The sequence below is a fragment of the Microvirga massiliensis genome (assembly GCF_001006805.1).
Taxonomy (GTDB): domain Bacteria; phylum Pseudomonadota; class Alphaproteobacteria; order Rhizobiales; family Beijerinckiaceae; genus Microvirga; species Microvirga massiliensis.
In genome coordinates, this window is the sequence record NZ_LN811371.1 from 59305 (window position 1) to 76037 (window position 16733).

The following is a 16733-nucleotide window of genomic DNA, read 5'->3' on the forward strand; positions in this document are numbered from 1 at the left end:
CCCTTTTCCACGACACGGTCGTGGACTGTTTCCTCACCTACGACCTGATGCTGCTGATAGTCCAGAACGGATCATCACATAGCACACCAATTGAGCGGGCGACGTCTCGGAGTTCGCATGCAATGGCATGTCGCTCGGCATCGACGAGACTATCCCGGGTGAAGCAGAGTGCGAATCCGAGATCACGGCCAGGAGCGACTTGAATGGCGACGCCCAGCGCACCGACTCCGAGGAGCCGATCATCGAATTCCGCATAGCCCTGCCGACGCACCGTCTCCAGCTCACGCAGGAGTTCCTCGCGCATCATGTCGACTTCCCGTCCCTCGCAGGTCAGCCGGCGCGGCAGGGCGGTGAGATCCTTGTTGGACAGGCGCGCGAGGAGGGCCTTCCCGACCGCTGTCGCGTAGGCAGGAATCGTGGACCCGGGCTCCTGGATGAAGCGCACCGGGCTGGAGCCCTCGTGGCGGCGAAGAACCACCAGGTCCGAGCCGCTGAGTACCCCGACATAGGCTGTCGCACCATGCCGATGAACGAGCTTCTGAAGCTCTTCATCCACGCGTACTTCGGCAGGCAATCGCATGCGATAGAGGACGCCGAGGCGAAACAGTTCCGGCCCGACCCGAAAGCCGCGGTCCTCCTCGCGCTCGAGAAATCCGCCCTCAGTGAGTTCTTTGAACAGTCTTGATACGCTGCTTTTCGGCAGGTCGAGCGATCGGGCCACCTCGCTGACCCGCAGTCGCGGTGACCCCGGCGACATGAGTGAAAGCACCCGGAGGGCATTGCTCAAGGTGGTCATCGTTCCAGATGCAGCAACATTATTATTCCATGTGGAACGGATATTGACTGCGAAGTCAAGCATGCTAGCGTCCGGCAGTAGCCCCTGCAGAGGGCATTTGAGGACACGCCGGGAGGATAGTCATGGGCAACCTGCGTCACGGAATCAGCAGGCGCGTGCTCGGCAAGCTCGCAGTCGGGGCGATGTCGGCAGCCGCAACCTGGGATGTGGCGCGCGCACAAAGCGGCCAAACGATTCGCCTCGCCCACCACGTGACGGTTCAGTCCGAGCAGCATGTCGCGGCAGAGACTTTCGCCAAGAAGGTCTCTGAATATTCAGGCGGGGCTCTGACCGTGCAAATTCTGCCGGCAGCGCAGATGGGTGGCCAACGCGAGATCATTGAGTCCGTCCAACTCGGCACTCTCGAGATGGGCTATGGGGAATCAGGACTCTATTCCAACTATATGCCGCAAATCGGCATCATCGCCCTGCCCTACCTTTATCGCGATTTCGGTCACTGGCAGCGTGTGATGGACGGTGACGTCGGCCAATCGCTTGCTCGCGACCTCGAGCAGAAGTCCGGCATCAAGATCGTGAACTGGATGACGGCCGGGTATCGGAACACTTTTCTTCGCACCAAGCCCATCGCGAAACCTGTAGATTTCCGGAGCGTGAAGATCCGACTGCCGGAAGCGCCGGTATTCGTGCGTACCTTCGCGGCACTCGGGGCTCAGCCGACACCGATCCCCGCACCAGAAATGTATTCTGCTCTGCAGACCGGCGTCGTGGACGCCATGGAGGGTTCAGCAGAGGTCGGCTACACGTTCAAGATCTTCGAAGTCACGAAGTTTCTATCCCTCACGAGGCACATCCTTCTCGATGGCAGCTTCGCGATCAACGCAGTGTTCTTCAACCAGCTCCCGAAGTCACAGCAGGACGCAGTAATGCGGGCTGCACGGGAAGCCGCTGAAGCGCAGCGTGCCGCCCATTTCGATCGAGAGAAGATGTGGATCGAGCGGCTCACCGCAGCGGGCACCCTCCAAATCAACGAAGTCGATCTCCCTGCCTTCGCTCAAGCCTTGGCGGGTCTGCAAGACGAATTCGCCGCAATTGCCAAGGCGAAAGACTTGATCGAGCGCATCCGGAACGCATAGCTACGCGGGAGCAATCACATGCTGGGGCGGGTCGTCAGCGCGCTCGTCAGCGTGGCACGGGTCGCCATGTTCGCGGCCTTTGTGGTGATGGTCGCACTGACCCTCATCCAGGTGCTCAATCGTTATGCGCTCGGGTTTACGATCTTCTGGACGGAGGAGTTGATCGTGCTCCTCCTGGTCTGGTCGATGCTGCTCGGGCTGCCGGTCCAGTTATGGGACCGGGAGGAAATTCTCGTTGATGTCATTCCCCTTGCCAATGAGCGGCTGCAGAACGCCAAACTGGTGCTCGCAACCATATGTTCGATCGTGTTCTGCGCAGTGCTCGCCGTGACGGGCTACCAGTTCGCCGCGAGAGGGATGCCGGTCAGCTCGCCCGCTCTTAGCCTTTCACGCTTCTGGTTCTTCGTTCCCATTCCTCTATCAGCGGCCCTCTCTGTTCTCGTTCTGGTCGCTCGGCCGCGCGGACCTGCGCACGAGGCATTCGAAGCGTGATTGTCAGCCTGACCTTGCTCCTGTGTGTCTTTCTTGCCCTTGGGATGCCGATCGCATTCTCGATGGGGCTCGCCGCGACGGGGGCGATCGCACTCGACGGTGGCGTGCCACTCATCGTAGTTGCCCAGAAGTTCTACTCTTCTCTCGACTCGTTCCCTCTGCTGGCTATCCCGCTTTTCATTCTGGCGGGTTCCGTCATGAATGTAGGCGGCATTACGGAGCGTTTGATCCAGCTTTCACAGTCCCTCGTCGGTCATGTCCGCGGCGGGCTCGGGCAGGTGTCGATCTTCACGAGCCTGCTGTTCGCGGCCATTTCGGGCTCGGCTGCGGCCTCCGCCGCCGCCGTCGGCGGCATGCTCATTCCCGCAATGGAGAGGGACGGCTACAGGCGTGAGGATGCGGCCATCATCACAGCCGCGGCCGCTATTCTCGGTCCAATTATCCCGCCAAGCATCCTGATGGTGATCTACGGCTCGATCACAGGCCTTTCGATTGGCACCTTGTTTCTGGCCGGCATCGGACCGGGCATCGTCATCACCATCATCCTGATGATCACCGTCAACCGGATGGCCAATCGGATGAATGTCCGCGTCTATCCGCGATCTACGCTAGTCGAGATGAAGCGCGCCTTCACGAGTGCAGTACCCGCGCTCGTGATGCCCGGCATCATCGTTGGCGGGATCATCTCGGGGATGTTCACGGCGACTGAGGCTGGCGCGATCGCGGTCGCCTACGGGATTGCCTACGCTGCCCTGACGGGGCGTGCCGGCGTAAAACAGTTTGTTGCCAACATCACTCAAGCGGCGATCGCATCCTCGAGCATTATGGTCATTCTTGGCGGCGCGGCGCTGTTCGGCTGGATACTGGCGCGGGCCGGCGTGCCCGTCATGATCGCCGGTGCCCTGCAGAGCATGACCGATAAGCCGGCGATCGTGATGGCGCTGGTCTTGATCGCTCTGCTCGCGATCGGAATCTTTATCGAACCGATCCCCGCGCTGGTCATGCTGGTGCCGGTCCTTCAGCCCATCGCCAACAGCTACGGCTTCGAGCCCTACCATTTTGCGACGGTGGTGACCTACGCGGTGCTCCTGGGGTCCCTTAGCCCGCCTGTTGCGGTGCTCGTGCTGATCACCTGCAAGATCGCAAATATCGATTACACACGCACGACGAAACCTTTGATTCCAGTCTTTCTGGCCTTGATTGCAGTCCTTGTCGTGGTCGCCTTTGTTCCTGCGATCACCCTGGCGATCCCGCGCCTGTTCGGCGCATGAGAACAGAATTCAGCGCTCCGGAGCCTTGCACATGAGTATAATCACAGCCGTCGATGTCATCCCGTTCACCTTCGAGGTCCCGAATCTGAGCCTCGGGGCGCACCGGGCCATGGGGGTCAGCAACCTGCAGTATGACAAAGGCGGGCGGTTGCAGGTCATGCGCTATGCCGTCCGGATCGCGACGGATGACGGCCTCGAGGGCCACTATGTCACGCATTGGGTAGGGACCCACGCCGCTCTCGGGCAGACCATCATGCTTGCGCCACATCTGCTCGGTCGAAATCCGGAGCATCGCGAGCTCATCTATGATGACCTCAAGCGCGAACTGCGCGCCTATGACCACATGGGTCACGGTCCGCTCGATATTGCCTTGTGGGATCTCGTGGGCCGGAAGTATGGCATGTCGGTCGCGACCATGCTTGGCGCCTACAAGGAGCGTCTTCGCACATACGCTAGCACCCACCATGGCCAGGATGCGCCAGGGGGCCTGGACAGCGTTGAGGCCTTCGGGGACTACGCCCGCGCATGTCGCGAGCAGGGTTTCGCGGGCTTCAAGATCCACGGCTGGCACGACGGAGACAAGCGCCGCGAAGCCGCTGTCGTCCTGAAGGTTCGCGAGGCCGTCGGAGATGACATGGAGATCATGGTCGACCCCGGTTGCGAGTTGCGCACCTGGGCCGACGCCCTTTACGTCGGACGCGCCTGCGACGAAGCCGACTGCTTCTGGTACGAGGACCCTTACCGGGATTCAAGCGTCTCGGTGGAAGGTCAGAAGATGCTGCGTGCCAAGCTGAAGACACCGCTGCTCGTAAGCGAGCACATCCGCGGACCGGAGCAGAAGGCCTCGTTTGCGCTCGCGGGTGGATGCGACATGATCCATACGGATCCGGAATACGACCTCGGCATCACGGGCACGATGAAGATTGCCCACATGGCCGAAGCGATCGGCATGGATATCCAGGTTCATGCTTGCGGGCCAGCGCACCGGGCTTGCGTGGCAGCGATCCGCAACACGCATTTCTATGAGCTTGCTCTCGTCGGCCCAAACATGCCGAACCTCGTCCCGCCGGTCTATACCTGCGGCTACTCCGACGAGGCCAGTGCTGTCGGCCAGGATGGCTGCGTGCCGGTACCCAACGGGCCGGGGCTCGGCGTCGCCTATGACTGGGAATTCATCCGTAAGAACGCGACCGCGGTCCATGAGTACCGCTGATCCTCGCAGGCGTGCTCTTGTCGTCGGCGGGGGCACGGGACTCGGTCTGGCTTCCGCACAAGCGCTTGCGCGCGATGGATGGCGGGTTTTTCTGACGGGTCGGCGCCACGCGGTTCTCGAGGATGCGCGCCGGGCAATCGGTCCTGCGGTGTCCGGGATCCAGGCCGGCGATGCCACCCACGAAGCCGACGTCGATCGCATCGTCCAAGCGGGGGTTACCGCCCTCGGCGGCCTCGATGCGTTGGTCGTCAGCGCCGGCACGACGTCGATCGGATCGGTCGAGACCACCAGCCGCAATGAGATGCTTCGCGTGCTCTCCACCAACCTGCTGCCACTTCACCTCTTCGCCAAGCGGGCCTTGAGGCACTACCCGGAGCGCGGCGGGGCGATCATTGCGATCGCCTCGGTGGCAGGATCCGTCCCACACCCGGCCCGGCTGGCCTATTGCTCCTCGAAGGCCGGGCAGATCGGCATGGTTCGACAGATGGCTCTCGACCTTGCCGAGCGTCGTATCCGCGTCAATGCCGTCTCACCAAGCCTTGTGCTCACGGATTTAACCCGTGATGTGATCGGGCGAGAAGCGGATCCGGACGCTACCCTGGCCCGGCGGACAGGCCAACATCCGCTCCGACGGCTCGGAACGCCGGAGGAAGTTGGCTCGGCCGTCGCCTACTTGTGTTCCGAAGAGGCCTCCTGGGTCACAGGCCAGGACTTCATCCTCGACGGTGGTCTCTCGCTTGCCGCGACGGCAGCTGTGTTCGGGCAAGGGTGACGGTGCAATCCCTACGGCAGGGCGCTGAACCGCCACCCTTCTCCTGGCAAGGTTGGTGAAAGGGGTTGCACCTTCCTGACGGCCCCGCCAAAGGGTTCGCCGATCCGCTCGTGGCGGGATAGCTCTCAGGATTCCGAAATCGCCTCCGACAAAGTGGGAATAGGCTTTACATCGGAGGCTTGGACCCGCCCTTCCCGACGAGCCTCCTCGAGGCCCGGAGAGTTCTGGCGCCCCGGCGCTGTGCCGAAACGAACACCGCCGCCTCGGCTTTGACATCGGGCCACTCCGCGGGACCGAACGTCACATCGGAGCATCCGGTGGACGGTGATGGTCTTCTCGCCGTTTGCACAGAGTGCGCTATTGTGTGAGCCACAGTGGGAACGCGATTTGCCCGAGCGTCAGTCTCATTCGATAGGCCCGCCACCAGCACGGGCCTTTGACTGGTGCCCCAAGTCTAGGATTACAGTTTCCCTAAAGCGTGATGACTTCAGCTTGAACCACTCCCGCTTGCAAGGCCTTGTTTGGGCATGATCTTTTCGGGAAACCGGTTTCTACTTTCCGGATCATGCTCTAATGCCGCCTTGCCCTTTTGCTCACCCGAGATAGCTCTCCACCACAGCAGGATCCCGACGTATCTCAGCTGCCGGTCCACTAAGCGCGACGCGGCCGCGCTGAAGTACGTATGCTTGATCCGCCACGTTAAGAGCCAGCAAAGCGAGTTGCTCGACGAGCAGCACGGCGAGTCCCTCATCGGCCAGCCGGCGAAGCGCCTTGAAGATTGAAGCCACGACTTGGGGGGCAAGACCGAGCGAGGGCTCGTCGAGCATCAGTACCTTAGGCCGCATCATCAGGGCGCGGCTGACGGCGAGCATCTGCTGCTCGCCACCTGAGAGATTGCCGCCCAGAATATATTGACGCTCGCGCAGAACAGGAAATCGCGCGAATTCTCGCTCAAGGCCCGCTTCCATATCGTCCTTCGACAGGTCCGGCACGCGGGCGGCGCCAATCAGAAGGTTGTCCCGGACGCTCAGCGTCGGGATGATCTGACGCCCCTGGGGAACGTGGATGAGTCCTCGTCGCGCGAGCAGGTGCGCCGGAATGCTTTCGTTTGGCACGCCATCAAAGAGGATGCGTCCCCTGGTCGGCGAAAGCACGTTCGAGATCACGCGCAGGAGCGTTGTCTTGCCGGCACCATTGGCGCCGATCACCGTGACAAGCTTTCCGGACGGGACTGACAGGGAGACATCATGCAAAATGCCCACTGAGCCTATCCCCGCATGAATACCTTCAGCCGCGATCATGCTGCCTCCTCGTGGACGCCGAGGTAGGCGCGAATGACCTCCGGATTACGCTGCACCTCCGCTGGCGTGCCGACGGCGATTCGGTTTCCAAAGTCGAGCACCGTGACTTGATCGCTGATGCCCATGACGAATTCCATATTGTGCTCGACCAGCAGGATGCTGGTGCCGCGATCGCGCAACAGCCCAACCACGCGCGCGATCTCCCGCGCCTCCTGCGTATTCAGCCCCGCAACGGGCTCGTCGAGCAGCATGATACGCGGGCGCTGCGCGATCGCGCGGGCCAATTCCACAAGCTTGCGGTGACCGTAGGCGAGATCCTTGGGATGGAGGTTCGCGACATGCGAAATTCCGAGGAACTCCAGAATGGCAAGAGCCTCCGCCTGCTCCGGCGCCTCGTGGGTGCCCCCAATCAGCCAAGCCCCGAGGTCCGCCGCGAGCGAGCGGGTCGGTGCGAGGCCGAGCATGACGTTATCGAGAACCGAAACACCCTGGATGAGCTGAAGGTTCTGGAAGGTGCGGGCCAGCCCCAGGCGAGCCCGGCGATGTGCTGGAAGAGAAGTGATGTCCGCGCCATCGAGCCGAATCGTTCCCGAGTTGGCGCGGTACAGTCCGGCAACCACATTGATGAAGGTCGATTTTCCGGCCCCGTTCGGACCGATCAGCGCATGCACGCTGCCGGGCTCAACGACGAGGCTGACGTCGCGAAGCGCAACGACGCCTGCATAGCTCTTGGTGATGTTCTCGATCTCGAGGCGCCCGCCTGTCCTCGCCGTCTCGACGGCCGGTGCGAGATCAGGCGCCGTCCGACGATCTGGGGCAGTATCGAGCGCCTGCGCCGTCACACCCGCCCTTCCCTGCTCTGCGCGTGCGGGAACCATCGTCTGTTTCCCCATACGCATTCTTCCGAAGAGACGCTCGACGAGACCGATGGCGCCCTCCGGGAAAACGAGCAGAACGGCGAGCAGGATCAGCCCGTAGAGCATCAAGCCGATCTGATGCAGCGAGGCAATCGTCTCCGCAATCCCGATCAGGATCGCAGCACCGAACAACGGGCCATAGGACCGGCCGAGGCCGCCGATCACGGTGGCAATCAGGAGCCCGATCGTCAGGCGAATGCTGAACGCGTCGCTGCTGATAAAGCCACTCTGGTGCGCGAAGAGCACGCCGGCGAGGCCTGCGAGTCCAGCGCTGACCGCGAAGATCACGGTGCGCCAGACCGGAACATTGAGCCCGATGGTGCGCGCAAAGGACTCGCTCTCCTTGATGGCGCGCAGCCGGCGACCGAGTGAGGAGTCAAAAATGTAGTCGCTTAGTATCTGCGCGAGCAGGAGCAGGCCGGCCGCCACCCAGAAAAAATAGGTGGGCCCCCTCGCGAAATCGCCGAAGTCGAGCTGCGGCACGCCGAACAGGCCCATGGTCCCGCCCGTGAGGCCAACCCACCGTTGGGCCGCGATTTCGACGATGAAGCCAAAGGCGAGCGTCGCCATGGCAAGATAGAGACCGCGCGTGCGCAGAGCGATGATCCCGACCAGCATTCCGGCCAGCAGAGCCACGGCGACGCCGGCAAGCATCGAGATACCGAGCGGCCAGCCGAGGCTGGTTGCCAGGATCGCCGAGCCATAGGCGCCGAGCGCATAGAAGCCACCATGCCCCAGCGACATCTGTCCGGATAGCCCGAGGAGCAGGTTAAGACCAATGACCGCGATGGCCGTATAGGCGAACAGCTGACCGAGATGCACGAAGAACGCATTCGGCGCGATAAACGGGAACGCCGCCGCGACCGCAACGGCAAGGAGATAGCCGATCTGCCTGTTCATGATCGCCCTCCCCTTAGCGCACGTCAGCCTGCCGCTCGCCAAACAAGCCACTCGGCTTCCAGGCCAGGAGCGCCAGCACCAGCAGGAGCGGATAGAGATCGCCAAAGGCGCTGTCCCAGTAGTTCGAAAACGCCTCCGCGATCCCGAACAGAAGCCCGCCAGCCAGAATCCCCACCGGATTGGCGAAGCCGCCGATCGAGGCCACGGCCAGCGCCTTGATGGTGAAGACCAGGCCAATGTGCGGATGCAGGGACACAAGCGGGCCAATCAGCACACCGGAAATGCCGGCGAGCACGGAGGCCACCACGAAGACGAGGACGACGACGCCGCGCACGTCGATGCCCAGCAGTGAGGCGGCCTCGGGATTGAACGCGACGGCGTAAATCGCCCTGCCCCACCGCGAAGCGAACAGGAACCAGTAAAGGGCAGCGACCACGCAGATGGCCACAAGGATCACTGCTGCCTCCTCGACGAAAATACCGACGCCGAACAGGTTGATGACATTGTTGCGGGTCTCGGAAAACACGGGCGGCGAGTACTGGGCGGACTTGCCCCAGATCAGTTCGACGACGTTCTGCAAAATGAGCGCAACCCCAGCCGTAGTAAGCACCCAGGCGTATGGGGCAGTGCGGTCGCCCAGCCGGTCGAGCGGCCGGATGGCGACCCGCTCGAGCAGCCAGCCCAGTGCTCCGAGCGTGATCACCACTGCGATCACCGCGAGTATCGCCGGCACTCCCGCGAGAAGGAGCCCCATTGAGACGAAGGCTCCAACCATCAGGAAGTCGCCCTGGCCGAAATTGAGGCGATGGGTCGCGAGATGGGCGATGAACAGTCCCTTCGCTGTGAGGGTGTAGATCGCTCCCATAGCGATCCCGCTGACGAGCAACTGCAGAAAATTGGTTGTGGACACGGACTTAACTCGCCTCGGGATCCCGAGCCTTGAGCCTAAAGTGATAGTTCTCGAAGCTGGAGGATCTGCTTCGATTACGCCCCGCCCTGAGGTTGAGCATTCTCCCTCTAGGGAGAATGCTCTGGATGCCACCCTTAAGCGTCGGCAGCGGCGGACAGTCTACTGCTGCAAGCGCACAACCTCGCCGTTCTTCCACACACCGAGGAAGACATGTTCGCGATCGAGGCACTCATGGTCACTGGCGCTGAACGGTTTTGCAGGCGTGGCTGAGACAGCCTCAATCCCGTCAATGGCTTCGAGAGCATCGCGGATCGCCTTCGGGTCGGACTTGCCGACCTTGTCGACAGCCTTGAACATGATCTGCCCGGCATCGTAGCCAAGAGCTGCCAGGACCGGCCAACGGTAGGCTGAACCGTATTCCTGTTTCATCCGCTCGTCGAATGCCTTGGCTTTCGGGTCGCCGAGGTCGAGCGCCTGACCCATGACGGTGCCTTCGAGCGCCTCCCGTCCAACGATTTCCTCAACCTTCCGCGAGGACAACCCCCAGTTGCCAGCAACGGTCGGCCGATAGTCGAGCCGTGCCATTGGACGGTAGACAAGCTCGAAGCTCTCGTGGAAGTTCAGGATGAGCTTGGCACCGGCATCGCGCATTTTGATCATCTGAGGCGTGAGATCATTGACGCCCGGGGCAGCGGCCTCGACGGCAGCGAGCTCCTTCCCACGAGCTTTCATCCCCTCCTGGATCTCCTTAGCGGCGATGTTGCCGTAGCCGGTCGTGGAATGGATCAAGCCAACCGTGTCGAAGTTCTTGGCAGCCCAGTCGAGCATGGCCTCGATCTGGAACTTCTCGACCATGGAACAGCGGAAGATAAAACTCGGCTTCTGGTCGATAAACTGAGTCGTGATGTTGGTGGCAATCGAGGGACCGGCGACGAGCGGAATACTAGCCCGCTGCAAAATCGGCGCGAAAGCCAGCACGTTGCCACTGCTGACCGTGCCGATAACCGCCGGGACTCCGTCATTCTGGATCAACCGCTGCACCACTGAGACTGCACGCTGAGGGTTGGCCTCGTCGTCATAGACGACGAGCTCGATCTTGGTCTTGCCGCCTTTGGCTTCGTAATCCTTGAGGGCAAGCTTTATGCCCTGCAAATAGGATTCGCCGAAGTCGGTGATGGCCGGTGGGCCGCTCAAGCCTTCCACCACACCGACTTTGACACTCTGCTGCGCTAGAACCGCGCTGCTCGCTGAGAGGCCAACCACGAGGCCTAATGCTGTGGCGGTAAACCTGTATGACACGCGTTTCACTCCCTTGGGTTTGGGCTCAGCGGCCCTGGAAATTCGCCTCGCGCCGCTCCCGGAACGATGCCGTGCCCTCGGCGAGATCATCGGTGCGCCCGAGATCGTAGAAGGACCGGGACTCGAGACGCAACGCCTCGTCCATGGGCAACCCGACGGCCCGCTTGATGACCTCTTTCGCGAAACTCTGTGCGAGCGGCGCACGCCTAGCGAGGAGGCTCGCGTAATCCAGGGTCTTCTCGAGCAGATCGGTCTGTTCATGGACTCGATTGACGAGTCCCATCCGGTAGGCATCCTGGGCATTGACGCGCTCGCCCGACAGGATGATCTCCATGGCGTGGCCGAGGCCAATGATCTGCGGCAGCCGGATCAGACCTCCGTCGCAGGCGTGAAAGCCCCAACGCACATCCTGAAGCGCGAATTCGGCATTGGGCGAGCAAAAGCGGATATCACAGGCGAGCGCCAACTCGAATCCGCCCGAGATCGCATAGCCGTTCACCGCCGCCACGATCGGTTTGAAGATGTCGAGATTGCGTGTGATGCCGCCAAAACCGGGTCCATCGGTATAGCGGCGGCGAAACTCCGGCGCCGGCCGGTTGGCGAAGTCCATCGTATAGGTCTTCAGGTCGGCCCCGGCGCAGAAAGCCTTGTCCCCTGCGCCCGTCACGACAGCAACGCGCGCTTCCGCATCGGCTTCGAAGTCGCGGAATGCCGCAACCAGCGCGTCATTGGCGGCAAAATCAAGAGAGTTCATCTTGTCCGGCCGATTGATGGTGATCAACCGAACCGGACCCTGCTTCTCGTAGAGGATGTCCTCACTCATTATTGATCCCTCTTGAACACATGAATGCCGTCGCGGGTCTCCTCGAGCACGACGGGGGCGCCGGGTTCGAGGTCGTCGGAGACGGCACCGAGCCGACCGGTGATCCGCACGCCAGCATCGAGATCGACGACGGCGATGGCGTAAGGGGCTTCCGATCGGAATTTCGTGGGCGGGCGCCGGATGACCGTCCAGGAGACAAGCCGACCACGTCCCTCGACGACCTGTTCGACAAGCCGACTGCTGCCACAGGCCGAGCAAAGCTCGCGCGGGCCAGGGTCGAGCTGCCCGCAATCTTGGCAGATCAGAACCGCAACGGAGGGGGCAGGAGATATACCGAGTTCAGACATCGAAGCGCCGCAGGATGTTGACGGTGCAGGCGACGCCGGTGCCGCCGAGATTGTGGGTGAGACCGATCTCGGCGTTCGCAACCTGGTTTGGGTGCGTTCCCCGAAGTTGCAGCACTGTCTCGTAAATCTGGCCGATGCCTGTCGCGCCGACCGGATGTCCCTTGGCCAAAAGGCCACCGCTCGCATTGATCGGGATATCACCATCCACGGCAGTCCGGCCGTCGCGTGCCCATATCGCCCCCTCCCCTCGCGGGATGATCCCGAGGTCCTCGGAATCGACGATCTCCGCAATCGAGAAGCAGTCGTGCAATTCGACGAAGCTCACGTCCTTGGGCGTGATTCCGGCCTGCGCGTAGGCCTGCTGCGCGGCCGAGACAGTCGCCTCGAAGCTGCACAAGTCGGGATGACCCGCAATGCGGGCCGAGCCGCGCGTCTGGACCGATGCGAGCACCTCGACCGGTGGGCAGGCCAGGTCCGCTACTCTATCGGCGGCGACGAGGACCACCGCGGCAGCGCCATCACTGACGGGGCAGCAATCGAACAGCCGCAGGGGATCGCAGATCAAGGGTGACTGGTTGATCTCATCATCGTCGAGAGCCGCGCCCATCTGGGCAAGCGGGTTGCGCAGTCCGTTGCGCTTGTTCTTCTTCACGACGGCCGAGACATCGCTCCGTCCGGTTCCGTAGCGCTTGGCATGGAGTTGCCAGGCAAGGCCGAACAGGCCCGGGAAGGTAAGTCCGCTGACACCATCGCTGCGATTGTCCATCGCGCAGTTCAAGGCTGCCGTAACGCTTGGCGTATCCGCATGGCTCATCTTCTCGACGCCAACCGCCAGGGCGACGTCGCACAACCCGCTGGCGATCGCGAGACAGGCATGGCGGAAGGCAATCCCTCCCGACGCGCAGGCTCCCTCGACCTTGGTGCAGGGGATCTGGCCAAGGCCAAGACCATCTCCGACCAGTCCCGCGAGTACCTCCTGCCCAACCAGCGGTCCGGAGACGAAGTTGCCCAGATAGACCGCTCCAATCTCCGACCGGGGCAGACCGATTTCCTTGATGGCGGCGTCCGCAGCACTCACGGCGAGCGTCTCGATGGGGGTATCGGGGTGACGGCCGAACGGAGTCGAGCCGATCCCGGCGACGACGACTTTGCGCATTCAACCCTTCTCCTGCTCGTTCTGGAGATACGCCCTCAGCTCCGTCTTGAGCACCTTGCCATAGTTGTTCTTTGGCAGGCTCTCGACGAAACGATAGGCCTTCGGTCGCTTGAAGCGGGCGATATGATCAAGACACAGGGTGTCGAGCGCATCTGGATCAACGTTGGTCCCGGGCTGGGCGACAACGAACGCGACAACCTCCTCCCCCCATTCCGCGTGGGGTCGTCCGACCACGGACACCTCGACGAGATCGGGATGGCGCAGAAGCACTTCCTCGATCTCGCGCGGGTAGATGTTGCTGCCCCCACTGATGATCATGTCCTTCGAGCGATCGCGCAGGGTTAGATATTTCTGCTCGTCGAGGCTGCCGAGGTCACCGGTGTGGAGCCAGCCGCCTCGCAGCGTCTCCGCGCTAGCTTTCGGATTGTTCCAGTAGCCTTCCATCATGCAGTCGCTGCGTGTGATGACCTCGCCGACTTCGCCCGGCGGCAGGTCCCGGTCCTGCTCGTCCACGACGCGCACGCCGACACCCGACCGAGGCACGCCGCAGGTGCGGAAGTCGTCCGGGCCACGAGGATGGGCGTGCAGGGCCTTGTCGAGACCGGTGATGGTCATCGGCGACTCGCCCTGGCCGTAGATCTGATAGAGGCGCGGACCGAAGATCGACAGCGCGCGCTCGAGATCGGCCACGTACATCGGGCCGCCGCCGTAGTAGATCGTTTTCAGGTTCTCGACCCGGAACCGCGTTGCTGCGGGGCTATGGACGAGCCGCGTGAGCATCGTCGGCGCCGCGAACATGGTCACGTTGCGGTACTGCTCGAGCGCATCGGCGATGGCACCGACCTCAAACCCCGGCAAAACCACTTGGTGTCCGCCCTTCAACATGTGCGGGAGGGCATAGAGTCCGGACGCGTGCGAAAGCGGCCCGGTATGAAGCTTCACATCGTCATGATCGAGGGCGTCGATATCCGCGTAATAGGCATGACTCATGAAGAGCAGATTGCGGTGGCTGAGGATTGCACCCTTCGGTCGACCGGTCGTGCCACTGGTATAGAAGAGCCAGGCACGATCCGTCGGCTCTGCGGGGACCGGGGCAATTGCGTCGCCACGCGCTAGCCGCTCGTAGGCATCGGCTTGCGTGCAGATCACTGCCTTGAGGACTTCGACGCTTTCGGCCAGAGGCGCGAGCGTGTTCACGAGTCCCGGCGTGGTGATGAGGACCCGTGCCCCGGAATCCGTGGCGATGTGCTCGACCTCGCGGGCATGCAGCTTCGCATTGATGGGCACAGCACAAAGGCCGGCGGTCCAGCACGCGAACAAACACTCCAGAAACTCGCCGCAATTCTCCATGCACAGGGCGATGCGATCACCACGGGACAGTCCCATCGCGCGGAGCGATCCCGCAATGCGGCTACTGCGCTCGGAAAACTCGCTGTAGGTGCGGGTCCTGCCGCGATCGGTGATGGCGGGATGGTGCGGCAGCCGCTGGGAGACATCCAGCAGCAGCGAGGCCAGGTTCATGGGCGTCCTACTCCCCAGTAAAGCTCTTCTACTTTTTAGTCAGAGTAGCTACTATTGGGGGAGCCCGCAAGTCCGAACCAATCCACCTCCGGAGCTTCCCGTTGGCCCAGCACAGCCCCCCCGCCGAGCGAAGTGGCGCCCGCCCTGAGGTCGAGGACCCGGCGCTTCTTGCCTTCGACCGAGATGAGCAGCGTCGCCGCAAGCGGGAGGCTGTCCTGCGGGCCGCCGCCTCGGCGTTCAACCGGCGCGGCTTCGCGAACACCTCCATGGACGAGGTCGCCAAGGCGCTCGGCGTGTCGAAGCCGACGCTCTATCAGTACTTCCCGGGTAAGCAGGATATCCTCTACGCATGCCATCAGCTGGCGATGGACCACGGTGAGGCCGGCCTCGCAATGGCCCGGAGCCATAGCGGGAAAGGATTCGACAAGCTCGTGGTTTACCTGCGACGTTACATGCAGGGCATCTTTGGTGATTTCGGCACCTGCCCGGTTCTCACGGATGTCGATTCGCTCCTGCCTGAACAGCGCACCGAAGTTGTCGAGCGCCGTGCAAAGATCAGCCAAGCAACACGCAAGCTGATTTCCGAAGGGATCGAGGACGGGAGTATCGTGGCCTGCAACCCGCAGCTTGCAGCGCTATTCGCTCTTGGTGTCGTCAACTGGATCCCTCTTTGGTATCGCGAGAACGGTCCAAACTCCCCGGAAGAAATCACTGAAGCATTCATTGGTCTGTTCAAGACTGGATTGGCCATGGACCCTTAAAATCGCTGCATAACCCGTCTGGATGCACGGGCAGTCAGCCAGTGACTCACTGATCCGACTTGGAAGATCTTGAACTACGCGGCATAAGGGAATGCCTCATGACCGAAGTAGATCCGGGTCCGTTCGGGAAGCTTTGTCAGCCGGCGCATGTGGTTGATGATGGCGCGCTTGAGTTCATGCCTGCTGCGGGCTGGCGGCTTGCGGGTCGCGGCGTGCTTCAGACCCTCGTCCGGGTTGAGCTCGGAGCTGTAGGGCGGCAGGTGGAAGACCTCGATCTGTTCCTGGCGCTCGGCCAGCCAGTCCCGCACCGCGCGGGCCCGATGGAAGGGCAGGTTATCCCAGATCAGGAATCCCTGGCGTGGGTTTCCTGGAGGAGGCGCCCGAGAAAACGGATCAGGTTCGGTGCCGTGGCGGCACCGTCGCGCACCATCCAGCGCAACTCGCCTCCGCCTGGCTCCACAGCGCGAAGGGCAGACCGAGTTCGGCGGGCGTATGCTGGGTATCAGAGCGCGGATTTGTGCTTCCTGCCGGGGCTCGAGAAACCGTCCCGAGCCGGGCCTCGCGGCCGGCTGGCCAATCCCGCCCGACCCTGTGCGGCGAAGCGGCGGCAGATGTTGAACTCGCCTGTCCGGGTCAGGCCCACCTGCGCGACAAAGGCATCATACGTCAGGCCGCTCTCACGCAGTCCCACCACCTGCCGCCAACGCTCCTCTTGCGCTGCTCCTGGCAGCTTGCGCATGTCCACACGTTTCATCCCGCCGCACTGATCGATTGACCAGGGAGTTCAATACCACTCAGGCCGGATCAATAATTGCCTTGCACAGGCCTCGGCAAGGCAAGGGTCAGCTCCGCCATGCCTGCGCTTCCGCCTTAGGCACTTCGCAGGCCTCGCAAACGATCGCAGCAGCGAAATCCGCCGCGGCGGCGAGTTCTGCCTGTGCGACCTTGTCCCGCGTGTCCGCCGACGTGAGGACCAGCCTTAAGTTAGATGCAGGATCATCAAATCCAGCTACGAGCCGGAAGGCGGGAATGCCCGCAAGCGCGAAGTTCGCGTGGTCGGAGTTAACCATCAGCGGGCGCACGCAGCGCAGGCTGTGGCCATGGACTTCCGCGGTCTTCAT

18 protein-coding genes are annotated in these 16733 nt (G+C 62.4%); 6 read left to right on the plus strand and 12 right to left on the minus strand.

Annotated features, from left to right (window positions below; translation table 11 throughout):
- Positions 1 to 37: 37 nt before the first annotated feature.
- Entirely contained in the window at positions 38 to 796 is a 759-nt protein-coding gene (locus BN1233_RS39615; RefSeq protein WP_046869175.1) for an IclR family transcriptional regulator, read from the minus strand.
- Positions 797 to 918: 122 nt separating this feature from the next.
- On the opposite strand from BN1233_RS39615, the gene BN1233_RS39620 reads away from it, so the two are divergent.
- From BN1233_RS39620 to BN1233_RS39640, 5 genes are read left to right on the plus strand one after another with little or no spacing between them, the layout of a single operon-like run.
- Complete coding sequence (locus BN1233_RS39620; protein WP_046869176.1) at positions 919 to 1929, plus strand: TRAP transporter substrate-binding protein; 1011 nt, start codon at positions 919 to 921, stop codon at positions 1927 to 1929.
- An 18-nt stretch (positions 1930 to 1947) separates the two neighbouring features.
- Positions 1948 to 2421 (plus strand): TRAP transporter small permease, encoded by a 474-nt coding sequence (locus BN1233_RS39625; RefSeq protein WP_046869177.1) that lies wholly within the window; start codon positions 1948 to 1950, stop codon positions 2419 to 2421.
- Positions 2418 to 3692, plus strand: coding sequence for a TRAP transporter large permease (locus BN1233_RS39630; RefSeq protein ID WP_048710641.1), 1275 nt, complete (start codon positions 2418 to 2420; stop codon positions 3690 to 3692). Before BN1233_RS39625 ends, BN1233_RS39630 begins: the two co-directional genes overlap by 4 nt.
- Before the next feature lie 31 nt (positions 3693 to 3723).
- Entirely contained in the window at positions 3724 to 4905 is a 1182-nt protein-coding gene (locus tag BN1233_RS39635; RefSeq protein WP_046869178.1) for an enolase C-terminal domain-like protein, read from the plus strand.
- On the plus strand, positions 4892 to 5677 hold the full coding sequence (locus BN1233_RS39640; protein WP_046869179.1) for an SDR family NAD(P)-dependent oxidoreductase: 786 nt from the start codon (positions 4892 to 4894) through the stop codon (positions 5675 to 5677). Before BN1233_RS39635 ends, BN1233_RS39640 begins: the two co-directional genes overlap by 14 nt.
- 593 nt (positions 5678 to 6270) lie before the next feature.
- Here BN1233_RS39640 and BN1233_RS39645 read toward each other — a convergent pair.
- The 8 genes from BN1233_RS39645 to BN1233_RS39680 form a co-directional block, all read right to left on the minus strand.
- Entirely contained in the window at positions 6271 to 6978 is a 708-nt protein-coding gene (locus tag BN1233_RS39645) for an ABC transporter ATP-binding protein (RefSeq protein WP_046869180.1), read from the minus strand.
- Complete coding sequence (locus BN1233_RS39650) at positions 6975 to 8795, minus strand: branched-chain amino acid ABC transporter ATP-binding protein/permease (protein WP_046869181.1); 1821 nt, start codon at positions 8793 to 8795, stop codon at positions 6975 to 6977. Before BN1233_RS39650 ends, BN1233_RS39645 begins: the two co-directional genes overlap by 4 nt.
- Positions 8796 to 8808: 13 nt before the next feature.
- Entirely contained in the window at positions 8809 to 9705 is an 897-nt protein-coding gene (locus BN1233_RS39655; RefSeq protein WP_048710647.1) for a branched-chain amino acid ABC transporter permease, read from the minus strand.
- Between the two features lie 159 nt (positions 9706 to 9864).
- Positions 9865 to 11004 carry an ABC transporter substrate-binding protein gene (locus BN1233_RS39660; protein ID WP_187144478.1) on the minus strand — a complete coding sequence of 380 codons (1140 nt, stop codon included), beginning with the start codon at positions 11002 to 11004 and terminating at the stop codon, positions 9865 to 9867.
- Positions 11005 to 11029: 25 nt separating this feature from the next.
- Positions 11030 to 11827: an enoyl-CoA hydratase/isomerase family protein gene (locus BN1233_RS39665; RefSeq protein WP_046869183.1), complete on the minus strand. Its 798-nt coding sequence runs from the start codon at positions 11825 to 11827 to the stop codon at positions 11030 to 11032.
- Positions 11827 to 12174 (minus strand): Zn-ribbon domain-containing OB-fold protein, encoded by a 348-nt coding sequence (locus tag BN1233_RS39670; RefSeq protein WP_046869184.1) that lies wholly within the window; start codon positions 12172 to 12174, stop codon positions 11827 to 11829. Before BN1233_RS39670 ends, BN1233_RS39665 begins: the two co-directional genes overlap by 1 nt.
- Positions 12167 to 13330 carry a thiolase C-terminal domain-containing protein gene (locus BN1233_RS39675; protein WP_046869185.1) on the minus strand — a complete coding sequence of 388 codons (1164 nt, stop codon included), beginning with the start codon at positions 13328 to 13330 and terminating at the stop codon, positions 12167 to 12169. The genes BN1233_RS39670 and BN1233_RS39675 overlap by 8 nt, the downstream gene beginning before the upstream one ends.
- Positions 13331 to 14851, minus strand: coding sequence for an acyl-CoA synthetase (locus BN1233_RS39680; protein ID WP_046869186.1), 1521 nt, complete (start codon positions 14849 to 14851; stop codon positions 13331 to 13333).
- Positions 14852 to 14952: 101 nt separating this feature from the next.
- Here BN1233_RS39680 and BN1233_RS39685 point away from each other — a divergent pair, with 101 nt between their 5' ends.
- Complete coding sequence (locus BN1233_RS39685) at positions 14953 to 15612, plus strand: TetR/AcrR family transcriptional regulator (protein WP_048710650.1); 660 nt, start codon at positions 14953 to 14955, stop codon at positions 15610 to 15612.
- A gap of 74 nt (positions 15613 to 15686) precedes the next feature.
- Here the strand turns inward: BN1233_RS39685 and BN1233_RS50330 are convergent, their stop codons facing one another.
- The 3 genes from BN1233_RS50330 to BN1233_RS48930 form a co-directional block, all read right to left on the minus strand.
- Positions 15687 to 15920, minus strand: a complete 234-nt coding sequence (locus BN1233_RS50330; protein WP_048710653.1) for a transposase — start codon at positions 15918 to 15920, stop codon at positions 15687 to 15689.
- A gap of 194 nt (positions 15921 to 16114) precedes the next feature.
- Positions 16115 to 16357, minus strand: coding sequence for a hypothetical protein (locus BN1233_RS50335; RefSeq protein ID WP_052764124.1), 243 nt, complete (start codon positions 16355 to 16357; stop codon positions 16115 to 16117).
- A 97-nt stretch (positions 16358 to 16454) separates the two neighbouring features.
- Positions 16455 to 16733, minus strand: a 279-nt coding sequence (locus BN1233_RS48930) for a hypothetical protein (protein WP_046869187.1), incomplete at its 5' end; no start/stop codon positions are given.